We start from the raw sequence: 15,615 nt of genomic DNA on the forward strand, positions 1-15,615 counted from the left end.
AACCTATATTTGTTGCATTGAATGAACAGAAGAAGAGTTTTTTACTATGAAAAATAATAAGCAGGGATTGGTGCGCAATTTAGCTATGCATGTAAATTCATGCTCATCTAATTTATTTAAATCATTTGGTTTTAAATCGAATAGTTCAATGAATTCGAAGAATACGATAGTTAAAAGTGCTGTAGTGAAGCATATTGTATGTTCGCTGATAAGCCTGCTTGCTGTAGTATCCTTTGTGTGCTTGTCTGCACAAAGCTCCATGAATATGAATTTGATGGGCATAAATTCGTTAGAATTAAGCAAAGAAGCATCTAATTCGTCTACGTCAAACCTGTCTATTAAAAACCCGATTATTAAACAAAAAAACGTTGCACGTAGTGTTGGCTGGGTTCGATCTGTTGATGTAGTGCGCTATGTGCTGGCTTCAATTCGTAATGCACGTTCGCGTTTATACGACGATCGTAGTATTTACTTTGAAGGAATTCCTTTGCAAGATTATGTGAGTCGTTGCGGTTTAACTAAACAAGCTTATGTGAATAATATTCAATACGATTCCGCAAATGAAGAGGATGCGTATCGTCGCGCACAAGAGACTGCTCAACATGGTAAATTTGGTCATTTTGCTCCAGATGGTAAAAGCGCACCTGATTTTAATGGTAGAAAAGCTTGGGGTGAAAACTTAAGCTGGGGTACAGATCTTGCTGGTTCTATGCGTTTATGGATTCAAAATGAAGAGGGACCATTGCGCGCTACTCGTGGTGCCTTTACTGACGAGAATGGTCATTTGTATCAAATCTTGAATCCACGAAATATCTCCTTTGGTTATGGTGAAGCTCAAGGCGGTCCGTACGGCATTGTTGGTGATTTAACTTTGTCGGAATATAACGGTGATATTGACTATCCTGATGGCAAAATTGGTTATGGAAGCCCTCAAGTTTATCAGCGTCCTGCTGCAGTAGCGAATAATACTAAGGCAGCTAAATCCGATAAGGATAAAAAGGACGACAAGGATAAAAAAGATAAGAAAGATAAGAAGGACGATAAAAATAAGAAAAAACATAAGGGTGATAGATCTAACAAAAAGAAAGCATTTGGGAAAAATAAGCATTTAGCCAATAAGGTTAATTCTCAAATTGCAAATAGTAAAGATTCCGCTAAAAATACTGAAAAAACTGGTATTTCTGGAATGGTGGTTGCTGTAATTGCAATGGTAATTATTCTTTGTGCTGTAGTTGTATTTTCTATTTTACTTTATAAGTCACGCAAAAATGCGCGTACAAAAGCTGCTTCTGTAGACACTGCTGTTGCTAATACTGCTGTTGCTAATACTGATACTGCTGTAAAAGAAGCTGCTGATAATACTGCTGTTGTAGCAGAAGAAGCTGTTTCAAATGAGACTATTTCGCAAGATTTTGCTGCAGAAGAAGCTGTTTCTGCAGGTTCTGCCTCTGCGGAAGAATAAAAACTTATAAGGTTATATAAATTAAGCCTGCAAACGATTAGTAAAGAACGCTTGCAGGCTTTTCTATTTCTTATTTTCTATTTTCTGTGCTCAATTTGAGATGCTTTACCAAATGTGCACGCGCTCGCTTGGGTCGAGCCACATCTCGTCGCCTTCTTGAACATCGAACGCATCGTAGAACAAGTCAACGTTGCGAGCAATGCCGTTAGTGCGGCATTCGGCTGGGGAGTGCGGGTCGATTTGAAGCAGCTGTTCCGCAATTTCATTACGAGCCTTGGAACGCCATACTAACGCGTAGCTTAAGAAGAATCGCTGCAAAGCAGTGAAACCATCTACTTCAGGAGCGTTAAGCAAGGTTTCGCGAATAGCATCATCACTTCCGTTGATTTCTTGTCCCTTGCTCTTTTGCAAGGCGAAAGCGTATGCTTTAAGCGCAATAGTCACGCCGCTTAAATCGCCAATATTTTCGCCGATTGTTAAAGCACCGTTTACGTGAGGCATCGCATTGCGCTCTTCTTTGCTCTTCAAGTGAGAGTACTTAACAATAAGCTGCGTTGGTGTGAAAGCATTGTATTGCTCAATAAGCTTCTTAGTGCGCTCAGTGAAGTTGGTTTTGTCTTCTTCAGTCCACCAATTGTTAAGTACGCCGTCGCCGTCGTATTCGCAACCTTGATCGTCAAAACCGTGACCGATTTCATGACCAATCACGGCACCAATAGCACCATAATTTGCTGCGTCTGGAGCGCTTGGGTTAAAGAATGGTGGTTGCAAAATAGCAGCTGGGAACACGATTACGTTCAGCAGAGGATCGTAGTAAGCGTTCACAGTTTGCGGAGTCATCTGCCACTCTTCGCGATCCACAGGATTTCCGGCTTTTGCAGTATTTTTACCAAAGCCAAATCGATAAACTTCGCGCATATTCTCAACTAAATCAGCGTCTTCCTTAATATTTAGCGCAGAGTAGTCAACCCAATGGTTTGTGTAACCAATATTTGGCTCAAATTTACTAATCTTTTCCAAAGCCTTCGCTTTAGTTTCCTCGCCAAGCCAGCTGCTGTGAGAAATCGACTCGCGGTAAGCGTTAATAAGATTGTCAACTAAGCCTTGCATATATTCCTTAGAAGACTCAGGGAAATGCAATCGCACGTATTCGCGTCCAACTTCCTCGCCACAAGCATCGTCAACAACTCCGACTGCTCGCTTCCAGCGGTCGCGTTGCTTTGTGGCTCCAGAAAGCACCTTGCCGTAGAAGTCGAATCTAGCTTCGGCAAAGTCTTCACTCAGTAAGATTGCCCAGCACAAAATCACGTGCACGCGTGCCCAAAGCTTTAAATCTTCTAAGTTAGTTTCCTGCCAAATCCTATTCAATCCTTCTATAAAGCTTGGCTCGTGAACTACTACTTTGCTAAAAGCTTCACGAAGATTGATTGGTTGATGTTCTGCTTCTTCGCAAGTTTCGTACGCTTTTTGTGCAGCATCTAAGAAAGCGTCGAGATTCAGCGCTTCAAGATTTTTTGCCAAATCAGCATAATTGCAAGGATTATAAGTTTTTTGAGAATCGCGAGTTGCCACGTTATCCCAATGATGCTTCGCGATTTTAGTTTCAACATTCAAAAAACGCTCGGCTTGAGCTTGGGTAGTGGCGGTATCTCCGTAACCAGCCAATCTCAACAACGAAGCTACCATTTTTACATATTCAGTGCGAATTGGAGCGTAGTTATCTTCGCGATAGTATGCTTCGTCTGGCAAGCCCAATCCCGATTGCTCAATATGCATAATATTCGTCTTAGGATCTTTAGGATCTCCGTAAACTCCAAAATAAAACATTGCATCTGGACCGCCGTACGGATTAAGCGCGCCAATAGTGCGAACCAAATCTTCCTTAGTTTCTGCTGAATCCACAGCGTCTAGATCGCCCTTAATTGGCGTAATTCCAGCTTTTTCAATAGATGCGGTATCCAAATAGTTACGGTATAAGGTTTGCGACTTTTTGGCTGGGCAATTTTCGTTTTCTAAAATATCTCGAATTTGCTTTTCTGCATCTTCTGCAAGCTTGTGGAAAGCACCATACATTGGTTTGTCTTCTGGGAGAGTGTAAGTGTCAATCCAAGGACCATTTACGTAACGGAATAAATCGTCTTGTGGACGAGTAGCCGACGAGAAGGAGGCAGGGTCGAAATCTACAGCAGAAATTTCCTTCTGCGATTCCTTATTATTACTATTATTACTATTATTACTATTGTTTTCATTGTTGTTAGACATGTGATTAGCTTACAAGTATTAAGCGACACTATTAGTTAGTATTTTCGCTATATTTTGCTTTATTTTCGTGCCTGCGCGTTAGTCTTGAAGCATGATTGAACTTAAAACTCCATCTGAAATTGAAGCGATGAAGCCTGCAGGTCGCTTCGTCGGTAGTATTCTTAAAGACTTGAAAGCAATGACCAAAGTTGGCACGAATCTTCTTGAGATTGATGACTTCGTTCGTCAGCGAATTATGAGCCGCAAAGGTGCGTCTTCTTGCTATGTTGATTACGCTCCTGATTTTGGTACAGGTCCTTTTGCGCACTATATTTGCACTTCTGTAAACGATGCTGTCCTTCACGGAGTTCCTTTTGATTATAACCTTAAAGACGGCGATTTGTTGACCCTTGATTTGGCAATTAACGTCGATGGATGGGTTGGTGATTCCGCTATTAGTTTTGTGGTTGGAAAGCATGCTGATCCTGAGGATTTACGCTTAATTAAGTGCACTGAGGAAGCTCTTGAGGCTGGTATTAATATGGCTCAGCCTGGCAACCGTCTTGGCGATATTTCTGCAGCTGTTGGTTGCGTTGCTCACGAGTATGGTTATAGCGTAAATCTTGAGTTTGGCGGTCATGGAGTCGGTCATATTATGCACGGCGATCCGCATGTTCCTAACGATGGAACTGCTCACCATGGCTACAAGCTTCGCCCAGGTCTTGTGATTGCAATTGAGCCATGGTTCTTAAAGACTACTGACGAAATTTACCAGGATCCTAAGGATGGTTGGACTCTTCGCTCTGCTGATGGTTCTCGCGGTGCACACACTGAGCATACGATTGCAATTACGGAAAACGGTCCTGAGATTTTGACCGTGCGCTAAACTTATCAATAGTTGATTTTGTAAGTATTTTGCGAGTAGTAATTGCGTAAAACAGGTATGTAAAGAGGTACTTTAAGTAAATGGCGGAATTTGATTTTTCCCAAGCGTTAAATGATGTTGAAGCAAAGTATTCTTTGATTTCTAAAGCACTAGATGTCGATTCGTTGAAGGCTACGATTGCTGATTTAGAAAAGCAGGCTGCAGAGCCTGGACTTTGGGACGATTCTGAGCATGCTCAGCAAGTCACGAGTAAGCTTTCTGCAGCTCAGTCTCAATTGAAGCGTTTGCAAGCTGTTGAACAGCGTATTGAAGATACTAAGACTTTAATTGAGCTTGGTGAAGAAGAAGGCGATGCTGATTCAATGAATGAGGCTCAAGAAGAGCTTGGAAATATTGCTCACGAGTTGGACGATATGGAAGTTCAGACTCTTCTTGACGGCGAGTATGACGCTCGTTCTGCGGTTGTTACGATCCGTTCTGGTGCGGGCGGTGTGGATGCTGCCGATTTTGCTCAAATGCTTCTTCGTATGTACTTGCGCTGGGCTGAGCGAAACGGCTATAAAACTAAGATGATGGACACGTCTTATGCAGAAGAGGCTGGTATTAAATCAGCCACTTTCCAAGTGGATGCCCCGTACGCGTATGGTCGTCTTTCTGTAGAAGGTGGCACTCACAGAATGGTTCGTATTTCGCCATTCGACAATCAAGGACGTCGCCAAACTGGTTTTTCTGCTGTTGAAGTAATTCCTCTTGTTGAAGCTACGGATCATATTGATATTCCGGATTCGGATATTCGCGTGGATACTTTCCAGGCTTCAGGGCCAGGAGGTCAGGGCGTGAACACTACGTATTCTGCTGTTCGTATTACGCATTTGCCAACCGGCTTGGTTGTTTCTATGCAAGATGAGCGAAGTCAGATTCAGAACCGCGCCGCTGCAATGGCAGTTTTGCAATCGCGTTTGCTTGTGCTTAAGCATGCTGAGGAAGCTGCAAAAAAGAAGGAACTTGCTGGAGATATTAAGGCAAGTTGGGGTGATCAAATGCGCTCCTACGTGCTTCACCCTTATCAGATGGTGAAGGATTTGCGCACTGGCTACGAAACTTCGCAAACTCAGGCTGTTTTTGACGGCGATATTGACGGTTTTATTGAAGCTGGTATTCGTTGGCGTCACGAGCAGCGAGTTGCGGCTCAAAAAGAAGCTGAAGCAGAATCTTAAATAAAACTAAAGCTAGAACTAAAAACCAACAATTACACATAATCTTCGGAAGGAATTGAAACAATGTCGCTGATTTCATTAGATCATGTGTCAAAAATATATCCTCGAGGTACACGTCCTGCATTAGACGATGTGTCTTTGCATGTAGATCGCGGAGATTTTGTGTTTCTTGTTGGCGCTTCCGGTTCTGGTAAAACTACATTGCTTAGTTTGCTGCTTCGCGAAGAAGAAGCAAATGGTGGGGAAATTCACGTAGCCGGTAACGATTTGCGCAGACTTTCTAACCGACAGGTGCCGCAGTATCGTAGATCTCTTGGCTTTATTTTTCAGGATTATAAGCTGCTTAATAATAAAACAGTTTACCAAAATGTTGCTTTTGCTTTGGAAGTGATCGGCACGAGTCGGTCTACGATTCGTTCACTTGTTCCTCGTGTTCTTGAAACGGTTGGTTTGACTGGTAAAGAAAATAATTACCCACATGAGCTTTCTGGTGGTGAGGCGCAGCGAGTTGCAATTGCTCGCGCATATGTCAATCACCCTCAAATTATTCTTGCAGATGAGCCTACTGGTAATTTGGATCCAACTACTTCTCTTGGAATTATGGAAGTTTTGGATGCTATTAACCGAACTGGCACAACGATTGTTATGGCTACGCATAATGAGGAAATTGTGAACTCAATGCGTAAGCGCGTTGTGGAGCTTCATGCCGGCAAAATTGTGCGTGATGAGCGTGAAGGATCATATGATTCTGCATTGTATTTCCCGGATAGTGAAGTTGAGCATAATTCTAAAGCACAACAAACTGTTGAAAATTCTCAAGATCAATCAGATCGTGATGCTCAAAAATCAATTGCTCAATCTGAGCATACTGAACGTCATAAGAGGCTTTCTAAAAAAGCTCAACGTGCTGCTCAGGCGCGTGAAGTTGTTGACATGGTAACGCAATCGTTGAAGAGTGATACTTCAGAGAATGAAGGAATTGCACGTTTGGCTCAGTCTGTCCATTCTGGCAGGACTGGTCGTTATGGCGAAGTGTTCCAGTCTTTGGAAACAACAATGACTTGGGGACGTGGATTGATTTCTGCAAACGATAATGAAGATGTTGAAGAGAATGATTCAGAAGTTGAGATTTCGGAAGATAATAAAGGATCCTATGAAACTGCCGAATCTCACGAAACTGCTGAAACTAATGAAACTAATGAATCTACTGAATCTACTGAAAACTCTGAAGTGAGCGAAGAATCACAACCCGAAACCAGTGATGAGTTGCAATCAGAAGCAGAAAGTAAGTTGCAATCCGATGCTGAATCTGAGCGTAAAACTCAGCTTCCTCCTATGCCTCCAGCTCCGCCTAAGCCACCTGTTGCAGCTGAAAATACTAATAATGAGAACATTAGTGTTGACGATAGCAATAATGACATTAATAAAACTGAAGGAGCAGAGTAATGCGTTTACGATTTATTTTTTCCGAAACTTGCATTAGTTTGCGTCGTAATGTTTCGATGATTCTTTCGGTTATGCTTGTAACGTTCATTTCTTTCCTTTTTATTGGTGTTTCAGTGCTTATGCAAGCGCAGATTACCAAGGCAAAAGGTGACTGGTATGACAAAGTAGAAGTGGTTGCCTGGCTGTGCCCGGATGGAACTAGCCAATCTCCTTCTTGTGCTTCTGGAAAAGCGCCTACTAGTGCCGAAATTGTAAAATTGGAGCATATTATTCACCAAGAATTAGGCGATGATGTTTCAAATATCACTTATGTTAGCCGCAACGAATTTTATAAAAACACATTCTTAAAGCAATATCCTAACGGAATGTATCAAGGACGTACTTTAACTGCGGCAGACATGCAAGATTCGTTGCGCTTGAAGCTTACTAATCCTATGAAATATCAGGTTGTTTCAGAAGTTCTTTCTGGACGCGATGGTGTGGAAGAAGTTGTTGATCAGCGTCAGATTTTTGATCCTGTTTTCAGTGTGCTTAATCGCGCTACTGTTGTGACAATTGTGCTTGCAGCGGTTATGGTTGTTGTAGCTATTATGCTTACTGGCACTACGATTCGAATGTCTGCTGCTAGCCGTCGTCAAGAAACCGAAATTATGCGCTTAGTTGGTGCCTCTAACTGGACTATTCGTATGCCGTTTATTCTTGAAGGAGCGTTCGCGTCGTTTGTAGGTTCTTTACTTGCTGGTGCTGCGTTAAGTTTAGTAGTTAAAATTTTTGTAACTGATTGGCTTGCGCAGAATGTGCGTTGGATGCCATTTGTTACTCAAACAACTGTGTGGCTATGCGTTCCAATACTTGTAGCTGGTGCAGTGGTGTTATCTATAGTTGCTTCTGCTATTGCTTTGAGACGATACTTAAAAGCTTAAAATGCAAAATAATAGGTGTATAATTATTTGCGTTATTTTCGTATGAGTATTGTAAAAGTACTATTTTAGAAGATTTGAAGTAGAAACTCGCGTGATTCCTTGCATTACGGTATAATTCGCAATAGTGATGTTGAAAGGGAAGTGATATGAGCGAAGATCGACATAGCATGTATGCAATTCGACGCACTCATACTGTAGTGAGTTTAATAGTTGCTATTTCAATGATGTTTGCTGGTGTTGCTGGTGCATTATTTAATGCGTCTACAGCAAGTGCTGTCAACATGAAGGAATATAGGCGCAAAATACAACGAAACGAGAATTTGAAGCGCCAACTTGCTGGTGTAAGTAAACAACTTGCAAATAAGATCATTGAATTGAATGATTTAAATGAGCATAAAATTCCAAATCAAATACGAGCTGCTCAACAAGCAGAAGAGCAAGCTTCTCAGGCGCGCAGTCTTGTAGAATCAACGCAGCAGCGTCTAGAGTCTGCACAAAAAGATAAGCGTGATTTGGAAGAGAAAATTAAAAAAACTGGTGAAGATTTTGATGATGCTAAGGCTGCTGTAGCACAGCTTGCTCGTAAGAGTTTCCATGGTTCTCAGGCATCTAATGTTATGGATATTGTTACTAAATCAACTACTACAGAACAGTTTGTTGGAAAGTTACAATCCGAGGCTGCTGTTGCTAGAAGTGAAGCAAATGCTGCTAATGATGCTGCTATTAAGTTGAATACTTCTATGAATCGTCGTCAGCGTTTGGCTGCTATTGAAGCAGAAATAACCAAGTTAAAGCAGCAGGCGGATACCCAAGCGCAAAGTGCTCAAATCGCTGCGAAAGCTGCCAATGATCGCAAAAAGTCCTTGCAAAGTTTGCGAGATCATGGTGAAGAGATTCGTAAGCAGCTGGAAGGTCAAAAGAGTAGTTTGACTTCTCAGTCTGCGCGTGAGGCTGCAGAAATTATAGCAATGAAATCTGCCATCGATGCTCAAGCGCGTGCTCTTGCTAATAAGTCATTCGCTAAAGCCGATCCGAATGCTGGTAATCGTCAGCAATTGAATGGAAGTTCTGGGAAGAATGTTTACCTTCCTCCGATGCAACTTTCTAATGGCGCTGCTAATGGTATGAATTATACTGTTCCTGGAAATTGCGCAGAAGGTTCTAAGTTCTGCTACGGGCATAATACTGGAAACACTGTTGGTGGTTCTGCTTATCCTGCTCGTCAATGCACGTTATGGGCTTATTTGCGTCGTTCGCAACTTGGTCTGCCTGTTGGCTCCTACATGGGTAATGGTGCTGAGTGGGCGAATACTGCTCGTAGGCTTGGATATTTAGTTAATAGAATTCCACATGTTGGTGCTGTTATGGTGTTTGCTCGTGGCCAACGTGTTGGTAATTGGAATGCTGATTGGCAATATGGACATGTTGCGGTTGTGGAACGTGTGAATGCTGATGGATCAGTTCTTATTTCTGAAGGTGGAACTGGTTTTGCAACATTCCCTGCTTATGAAACTATTTATAATCCAGGCGATTATGAGTACATTCATTATTAAATATAAGCACTTCATAGTTTTCAATTTATTGAAATTGAAAACGTTGTAAGATTTACGACTTATTGTTCTTGCCATAAGATAGTAGTATCTTATGGCAAGTTTCTTTTGTGTGTGATGTGTACTGGAGGGGAATTATGGCAAATAAGCCTGCGCAAGATGGCACTGTTACTGTGGCACAAAACCGTAAAGCGCATCATGATTATGTAATTGAAGATTGTTATGAAGCAGGTCTTGCTCTTACTGGTACTGAAGTTAAGTCACTTCGCGAAGGGCGTGCTTCTTTAGCTGAATCATTTGTGAATATTGATCGTCGTGGTGAAATGTGGCTTGAAGGAGCAAATATTCCTGAATATTTAAACGGCACATGGAATAATCATGCTCCTAAGCGCAAGCGTAAGCTTCTGCTTCATGCTGCTGAGATTGCTAAGCTTTCTAGGCAAACTGAGGCGAAAGGCTACACTGTTGTGCCTTTGCGTTTGTATTTTAAGGGAAGCTACGTAAAAGTAGAAATTGCTTTAGCGCGCGGTAAAAAGGAATTTGATAAGCGTCAGGCTTTGCGTGAGGAGCAAGATAAGCGAGAGGCTTTGCGTGAAATGCGTTACCGTAATCTGCGTTCTCGTAGTATTGATTAAGAGTTGATGTTTCTTTTTATACGTTTTTGAAACACATGTGCGCTTCGCATGGGATAGAAAGTGCGACAATACGACACGCACATATTATACATTATTGCGAATAATATGCAGTTTTTGTTTATGAAAAGCATAATTATTGTGCAGATGTACTGCATGAGTATCTTCGTATATTCAATAATCGTATAAAAGGCTGTTGAATTTGTAGGGTTATCGTGTATTGTTATACACATTAATGCAAATTATAGATTCTTAGTACATACATGAGGAGAAGAACTATGTTTAAATCTATGAAGCCTGTTGCTATTGTTGCATCTTTAGTAATGATTGGCAGTATTGCTGCATGTGGACCTGCTGATTCTAAAGAAGCAGACCCTGATATTGCTCGTAGCTATGATATAAGTCATGTGCAAAAAGATGATGCTGTTGCAGCATTGGTACCAGCAGAAGTTGCAAAAACAGGAGAGTTAACTGTTGGTGTAAACGTAAGTTATGCCCCTGCAGAATTCTTTGCTGCAGACGGTAAAACTCCTGTAGGTTACGAAATTGATTTTTCGAAGGCTCTTGCAAAGGTCATGGGCTTAAAAGCAAAAATTATGCATGCTCAGTTTGACTCAATCATTCCAGCAATAGGAAGCAAATATAATGTCGGTATTTCTGGTTTTACAGTAAATGCTGAACGTATGAAGTCTGTAGACTTTATTACTTATGCAAATGCAGGTTTGTCTTTTGAAGTGCGCAAGGGAAATCCTACTAAGGTAGATCCAAAGAACCTTTGTGGCAAGAAAGTAACTTTGGAAACTGGAACTGTTGGCGAACCTATTATGGAGGAAGCAAAGAAACAGTGCACAGCTAAAAGGAATAAGCCTCTTGAAATCATGAGCTTCAAGGAGCAAACTGACGCAACTACCGCACTTCTTTCCGGTCGCGCTGATGTTATGTATGCAGATACTCCTGTTGCCGGTTACGCTTCAATTAAGAATCCTGGAAAGTTTGAAATTTTGGAAAACAGCAAGGATTCTGAACCAATGGGAGCGGCTGTTAAAAAGGGTGATGCAGCGATGTTGAAGGCTGTAAAAGCTGGTATTGATAAGCTTATGAAGTCCGGCATCTACAAGGATATCTTGAAGAAGTGGGGCGTTGAAGATGTTGCTATTGAAAAGTCTGTAGTTAATCCAAAACTATAAAACTTTAGCTATCAAACTTTAGCTATCAAACTTTAGCTATCAAATAATTGAATAATTATCTAAAATGATATCGTTAATCTGAGTCGTGATTTAATTCTCGGCTCAGATTGTTTCTTTACTTTGCTGTTTTTGTATAAACGTACTTATTGGAGCATATTTTGAATTCTTTAATTGGTAACTCTGCTAGGAGCAAGTCCGGAGTAGCTAACTCTGAACGTATTTTGCCAGTAAAAAAGCCAGGACCTATTATTGCCGGAGTCATTGTAGCTGTAATAGCATGTTCGCTTCTTTACAGTATTATTACTAACCCTCGTTTTGAATGGCAAGTAGTCGGAATATATCTAATAAGCGATAATGTGCTTTCTGGTATTGGCTGGACGTTACTTCTTACGCTAATTGCTATGGTAATTTCAATCGTGTTTGCTGTAGGCTTAGCGATGATGCGCAAGTCAGTTAATCCTGTGCTTCGTGGCGTAAGTTGGTTCTTTATTTGGTTTTTCCGTGGTACTCCTGTTTATACGCAGCTTGTATTTTGGGGCATGTTTGCGGTTCTTGTGCCGAGAATTGGTATTGGTATTCCTTTTACTTCTGTAGAATTTTGGTCTATTGATTCTAATGTAATTATGACTTCTCTTACTGCTGCTGTAGTTGGTTTGTCTTTGAATGAATCGGCTTATTTGTCGGAAATTGTTCGCGCAGGATTGGAAGCTGTCGATAGTGGACAAGTTGAAGCTGCTAAGGCTCTTGGAATGGGTAGAGCTTTAACTATGAGGCGTATAATTCTTCCTCAAGCAATGCGTATTATTGTTCCTCCGCTTGGTAACGAAACAATCGGTATGCTAAAAACGACTTCGTTAGTTCTTGCAGTTCCGTTTACTCTTGAATTGCAATTTGCTACAAATGCTATTGCTAACCGTATCTATAAACCAATTCCGCTTCTTCTTGTTGCGAGTATTTGGTATTTGATTATTACTTCCATTTTGATGGTTTTGCAATACATGCTCGAGAAGCATTTTGCTAAAGGTTTTGAAGCAAGAGATATTGTAAAGCATGCTCAACTTAATACTGATTCTGATCAGCGCGGCGATCAATCATTAGATGCTAAACGGAAAAATGTTAAAGGACGAAATGATGCTGCTATGCTCGGATTTAATGCCTAAATAAACGCATAATAGCTTAAATTTTAAATATTTTTCTTTGTAAACTTTAAATTTTGCATGAAACAAACAAATTGGATGTGAATAAATGGTAGAAGCAAAATCTAATCTTCCTGCGGTTGCTATTAACGACGTGCAGAAATCTTTCGGTCAATTGCATGTACTTAACGGTATTAATATGACAGTGAATCCAGGTAGCGTAACAGTTATTTTGGGTCCGTCCGGTTCTGGAAAATCGACGTTATTGCGTTTAATTAATCAACTAGAAACTTTGACTGCAGGAAGTATAAGTATTTATGGCGAGCGCATCGGCGTAAAGCAAGTAATGCATAAAGGTGAGAAGTGCCTGCAGGCTCTTAACGACAAAGAAATTGCTCAACAGCGTGCGAAGCTTGGCATGGTATTCCAGCGTTTTAATTTATTCCCTCATATGACGGCTTTAGAAAACGTTATGGAAGCTCCTATTCATGTTATGCATATGAAAGCTCAAGAAGCGCGCGATTTAGCTATTGAAGAGTTAAAGCGAGTTGGCATGGATGAGCGTATGAACCATTATCCTGCAGAACTTTCAGGCGGTCAGCAGCAGCGCGTTGCAATTGCTCGCGCTCTTGCTATGAAACCGGAAATTATGCTATTTGACGAGCCAACATCTGCGCTAGATCCAGAGCTTGTAGGTGAAGTGTTAACCGTTATGCGAAATCTTGCTAAAGATGGCATGACTATGATTGTAGTAACTCACGAAATTGGTTTTGCGCGTGAGGTTGCAGATCAGGTTGTGTTTATGGATGGCGGTGTCATAGTTGAGCAGGGTAGTGCAGATATTATTACTAATCCGCAAACTGATCGTTTTAAAGATTTCCTAAATCACGTATTGTAATTTACGTAAGAAACGTATCTTATTTATGTAGTTTTGCATAGTTTTTGTGTGCTTCTCTGGCGTGCACTCGCTCGCATAACGTACAATAGAAGATTATGTGTGGCATTGTAGGATACGCAGGTTTTGGAAAAGTTTGTGCAAAACCTTTAGAAGTTTGTTTAGGTGGGTTAGAGCGTCTAGAATATCGCGGATATGACTCTTCGGGCGTAGCTTTAGTTGCTCCTGGGATGAAATGTGCGACTGTGAGAAAGAAAGCTGGTCGTTTATCTGTTCTTCGCAATGATATTGATGCAAACCCTATGCCTGAGGCGAGTGCAGCTATTGGTCATACTCGTTGGGCTACTAATGGTGCTCCTTGTGACATTAATGCGCATCCTCATACTAGTGCAGATGGCAAAATCGCGCTTATTCATAATGGCATTATTGAAAATGCTGTTGTATTAAAAGAGCAGCTTCACGAAGAAGGATACGAATTTTCTTCTCAAACAGATACTGAAGTTGCTGCAAAATTACTTGGCAAAATTGCGAATGATATTGTAAACGAAACTGGTAAGCCTGATTTATTCACAGCTCTTCGTCGTACTGCAAAAATGTTAAAAGGAGCTTTCACATTACTTGCTGTTGACGTTCGTCAGCCTGGTATTGTGGCTGCTGTTCGTCACGATTCGCCTTTGGTCGTAGGTCTTGGAGACGGTGAATATTTCCTTGGCTCTGACGTTGCAGCTTTTGTTGCTTATACGGATCGAGTCTTGGAAGTTGGTCAAGATCAAGCTGTGTGCATTGGAGATGTAGATGGCAGCGGCAAGGCATCTTTGCTTCTAACTGATTTTGACAATAATATTGTTGAAAATCCTACTTGTTTTACGGTTGATTGGGATGCTTCTGCAGTAGAAAAAGGCGGTTGGGATTCCTTTATGGATAAGGAAATTCATGAGGATCCACATGCTGTCGCTGACACTTTGCGAGGTCGCTTTGATGCGCAAGGAAATATTGTGCTAGATGAAGTGCATATTAGCCAAGATGTTTTGCGTTCAATAGATAAAATTATTGTTGTTGCTTGCGGAACTGCAAGTTATGCCGGATTGGTTGCAAAATATGCTATCGAGCATTGGGTTCGTGTGCCTGTAGAAGTTGAATTAGCGCATGAGTTTAGATATCGTGATCCTATTTTGACTCATCGCACGCTGGTTGTTGCTATTTCGCAATCTGGTGAAACAATGGACACGCTTATGGCTTTGCGCCATGCGCGCGAGCAAGGTAGTCGAGTTCTTGCAATTTGCAATACGCAAGGTTCTAGCATTCCGCGCGAATCTGATGCAGTTCTTTATACGCATGCAGGTCCAGAAATAGCAGTTGCATCTACTAAAGCCTTTGTTGCGCAAATAGTTGCAGCCTATATGCTTGGTCTGTTTTTGGCGCAAGTAAAAGGCACTATGTATCGCGACGAAATTCAGCAAATCGTTGCGCAATTAAAAGAGATGCCGGATAAAATTCAGCATGTACTTGATACACAATCTGAATCAATTATGAAAGCTGCTGAGCATACTCTGGAAGCTAAATCTTTCCTTTTCTTAGGTCGACATGTTGGATATCCTGTTGCGCTAGAAGGTGCGTTGAAGCTTAAGGAAATTGCGTATACGTTTACTGAAGGTTTTGCTGCGGGTGAGCTTAAGCACGGTCCTATTGCGCTTGTAGATGAAGGTGAGCCGGTAGTTGTGATTGTGCCATCTTCTCGCGGTCGTGATGTGCTTCATGCGAAAGTTATTTCTGGAATTGAAGAAGTTAAAGCGCGCGGAGCTTTCACTATAGCTGTTGCAGAAGAGGGTGATCCAGATGCTTCTCGCTATGCAGATATTGTGTTCTGGCGTCCTAAATGTGCGACTTTGCTAAGTCCACTTGTAGATGTAGTTGCATTGCAATTATTTGCAATGGATATGGCAAAGTTAAAAGGTTATGATGTTGATAAGCCTCGTAATCTTGCAAAGTCTGTAACTGTTGAGTAAGCGCATAACAACGTTGAGTAACATAAAGTAACGG

Annotated in this window: 12 protein-coding genes; 11 read left to right on the forward strand and 1 reads right to left on the reverse strand. The window is 41.4% G+C overall.

Features of this window, described 5'->3' with window-relative positions; translation table 11 throughout:
• Positions 1 to 46: 46 nt before the first annotated feature.
• A complete protein-coding gene (locus HXT43_RS01460; protein WP_101886100.1) occupies positions 47 to 1,462 on the forward strand; it encodes a CAP domain-containing protein in 1,416 nt (471 codons plus the stop codon).
• A gap of 105 nt (positions 1,463 to 1,567) precedes the next feature.
• Here HXT43_RS01460 and HXT43_RS01465 read toward each other — a convergent pair whose 3' ends face one another.
• Positions 1,568 to 3,724, reverse strand: a complete 2,157-nt coding sequence (locus HXT43_RS01465) for a M13 family metallopeptidase (RefSeq protein WP_410294596.1) — start codon at positions 3,722 to 3,724, stop codon at positions 1,568 to 1,570.
• Positions 3,725 to 3,815: 91 nt separating this feature from the next.
• Between HXT43_RS01465 and map the strand changes: the two genes are divergently transcribed.
• From map to glmS, 10 genes are all read left to right on the forward strand, one after another.
• Positions 3,816 to 4,589 (forward strand): type I methionyl aminopeptidase, encoded by a 774-nt coding sequence (gene map, locus HXT43_RS01470; RefSeq protein ID WP_004107450.1) that lies wholly within the window; start codon positions 3,816 to 3,818, stop codon positions 4,587 to 4,589.
• A gap of 80 nt (positions 4,590 to 4,669) precedes the next feature.
• Complete coding sequence (gene prfB / locus HXT43_RS01475) at positions 4,670 to 5,806, forward strand: peptide chain release factor 2 (protein ID WP_004107453.1); 1,137 nt, start codon at positions 4,670 to 4,672, stop codon at positions 5,804 to 5,806.
• A 63-nt stretch (positions 5,807 to 5,869) separates the two neighbouring features.
• A complete protein-coding gene (gene ftsE, locus HXT43_RS01480; RefSeq protein ID WP_415707137.1) occupies positions 5,870 to 7,252 on the forward strand; it encodes a cell division ATP-binding protein FtsE in 1,383 nt (460 codons plus the stop codon).
• Entirely contained in the window at positions 7,252 to 8,175 is a 924-nt protein-coding gene (ftsX, locus tag HXT43_RS01485; RefSeq protein ID WP_004107457.1) for a permease-like cell division protein FtsX, read from the forward strand. Before ftsE ends, ftsX begins: the two co-directional genes overlap by 1 nt.
• Before the next feature lie 146 nt (positions 8,176 to 8,321).
• Positions 8,322 to 9,728, forward strand: a complete 1,407-nt coding sequence (locus HXT43_RS01490) for a CHAP domain-containing protein (protein WP_410294599.1) — start codon at positions 8,322 to 8,324, stop codon at positions 9,726 to 9,728.
• A 134-nt stretch (positions 9,729 to 9,862) separates the two neighbouring features.
• The gene (gene smpB / locus HXT43_RS01495) at positions 9,863 to 10,360 is read left to right on the forward strand and encodes an SsrA-binding protein SmpB (RefSeq protein ID WP_004107461.1); all 498 of its coding nucleotides are present in this window, start codon (positions 9,863 to 9,865) and stop codon (positions 10,358 to 10,360) included.
• A gap of 275 nt (positions 10,361 to 10,635) precedes the next feature.
• On the forward strand, positions 10,636 to 11,544 hold the full coding sequence (locus tag HXT43_RS01500; RefSeq protein WP_410294600.1) for an ABC transporter substrate-binding protein: 909 nt from the start codon (positions 10,636 to 10,638) through the stop codon (positions 11,542 to 11,544).
• A gap of 158 nt (positions 11,545 to 11,702) precedes the next feature.
• Positions 11,703 to 12,704: an amino acid ABC transporter permease gene (locus HXT43_RS01505; RefSeq protein ID WP_101886189.1), complete on the forward strand. Its 1,002-nt coding sequence runs from the start codon at positions 11,703 to 11,705 to the stop codon at positions 12,702 to 12,704.
• An 85-nt stretch (positions 12,705 to 12,789) separates the two neighbouring features.
• The gene (locus tag HXT43_RS01510; RefSeq protein WP_004107481.1) at positions 12,790 to 13,578 is read left to right on the forward strand and encodes an amino acid ABC transporter ATP-binding protein; all 789 of its coding nucleotides are present in this window, start codon (positions 12,790 to 12,792) and stop codon (positions 13,576 to 13,578) included.
• Positions 13,579 to 13,673: 95 nt separating this feature from the next.
• Entirely contained in the window at positions 13,674 to 15,581 is a 1,908-nt protein-coding gene (gene glmS / locus HXT43_RS01515) for a glutamine--fructose-6-phosphate transaminase (isomerizing) (protein ID WP_004118863.1), read from the forward strand.
• The last annotated feature ends 34 nt before the right edge of the window (positions 15,582 to 15,615 follow it).

Source organism: Gardnerella sp. DNF01195, from assembly GCF_049244175.1.
Classification (GTDB): Bacteria; Actinomycetota; Actinomycetes; order Actinomycetales; family Bifidobacteriaceae; genus Bifidobacterium; species Bifidobacterium leopoldii.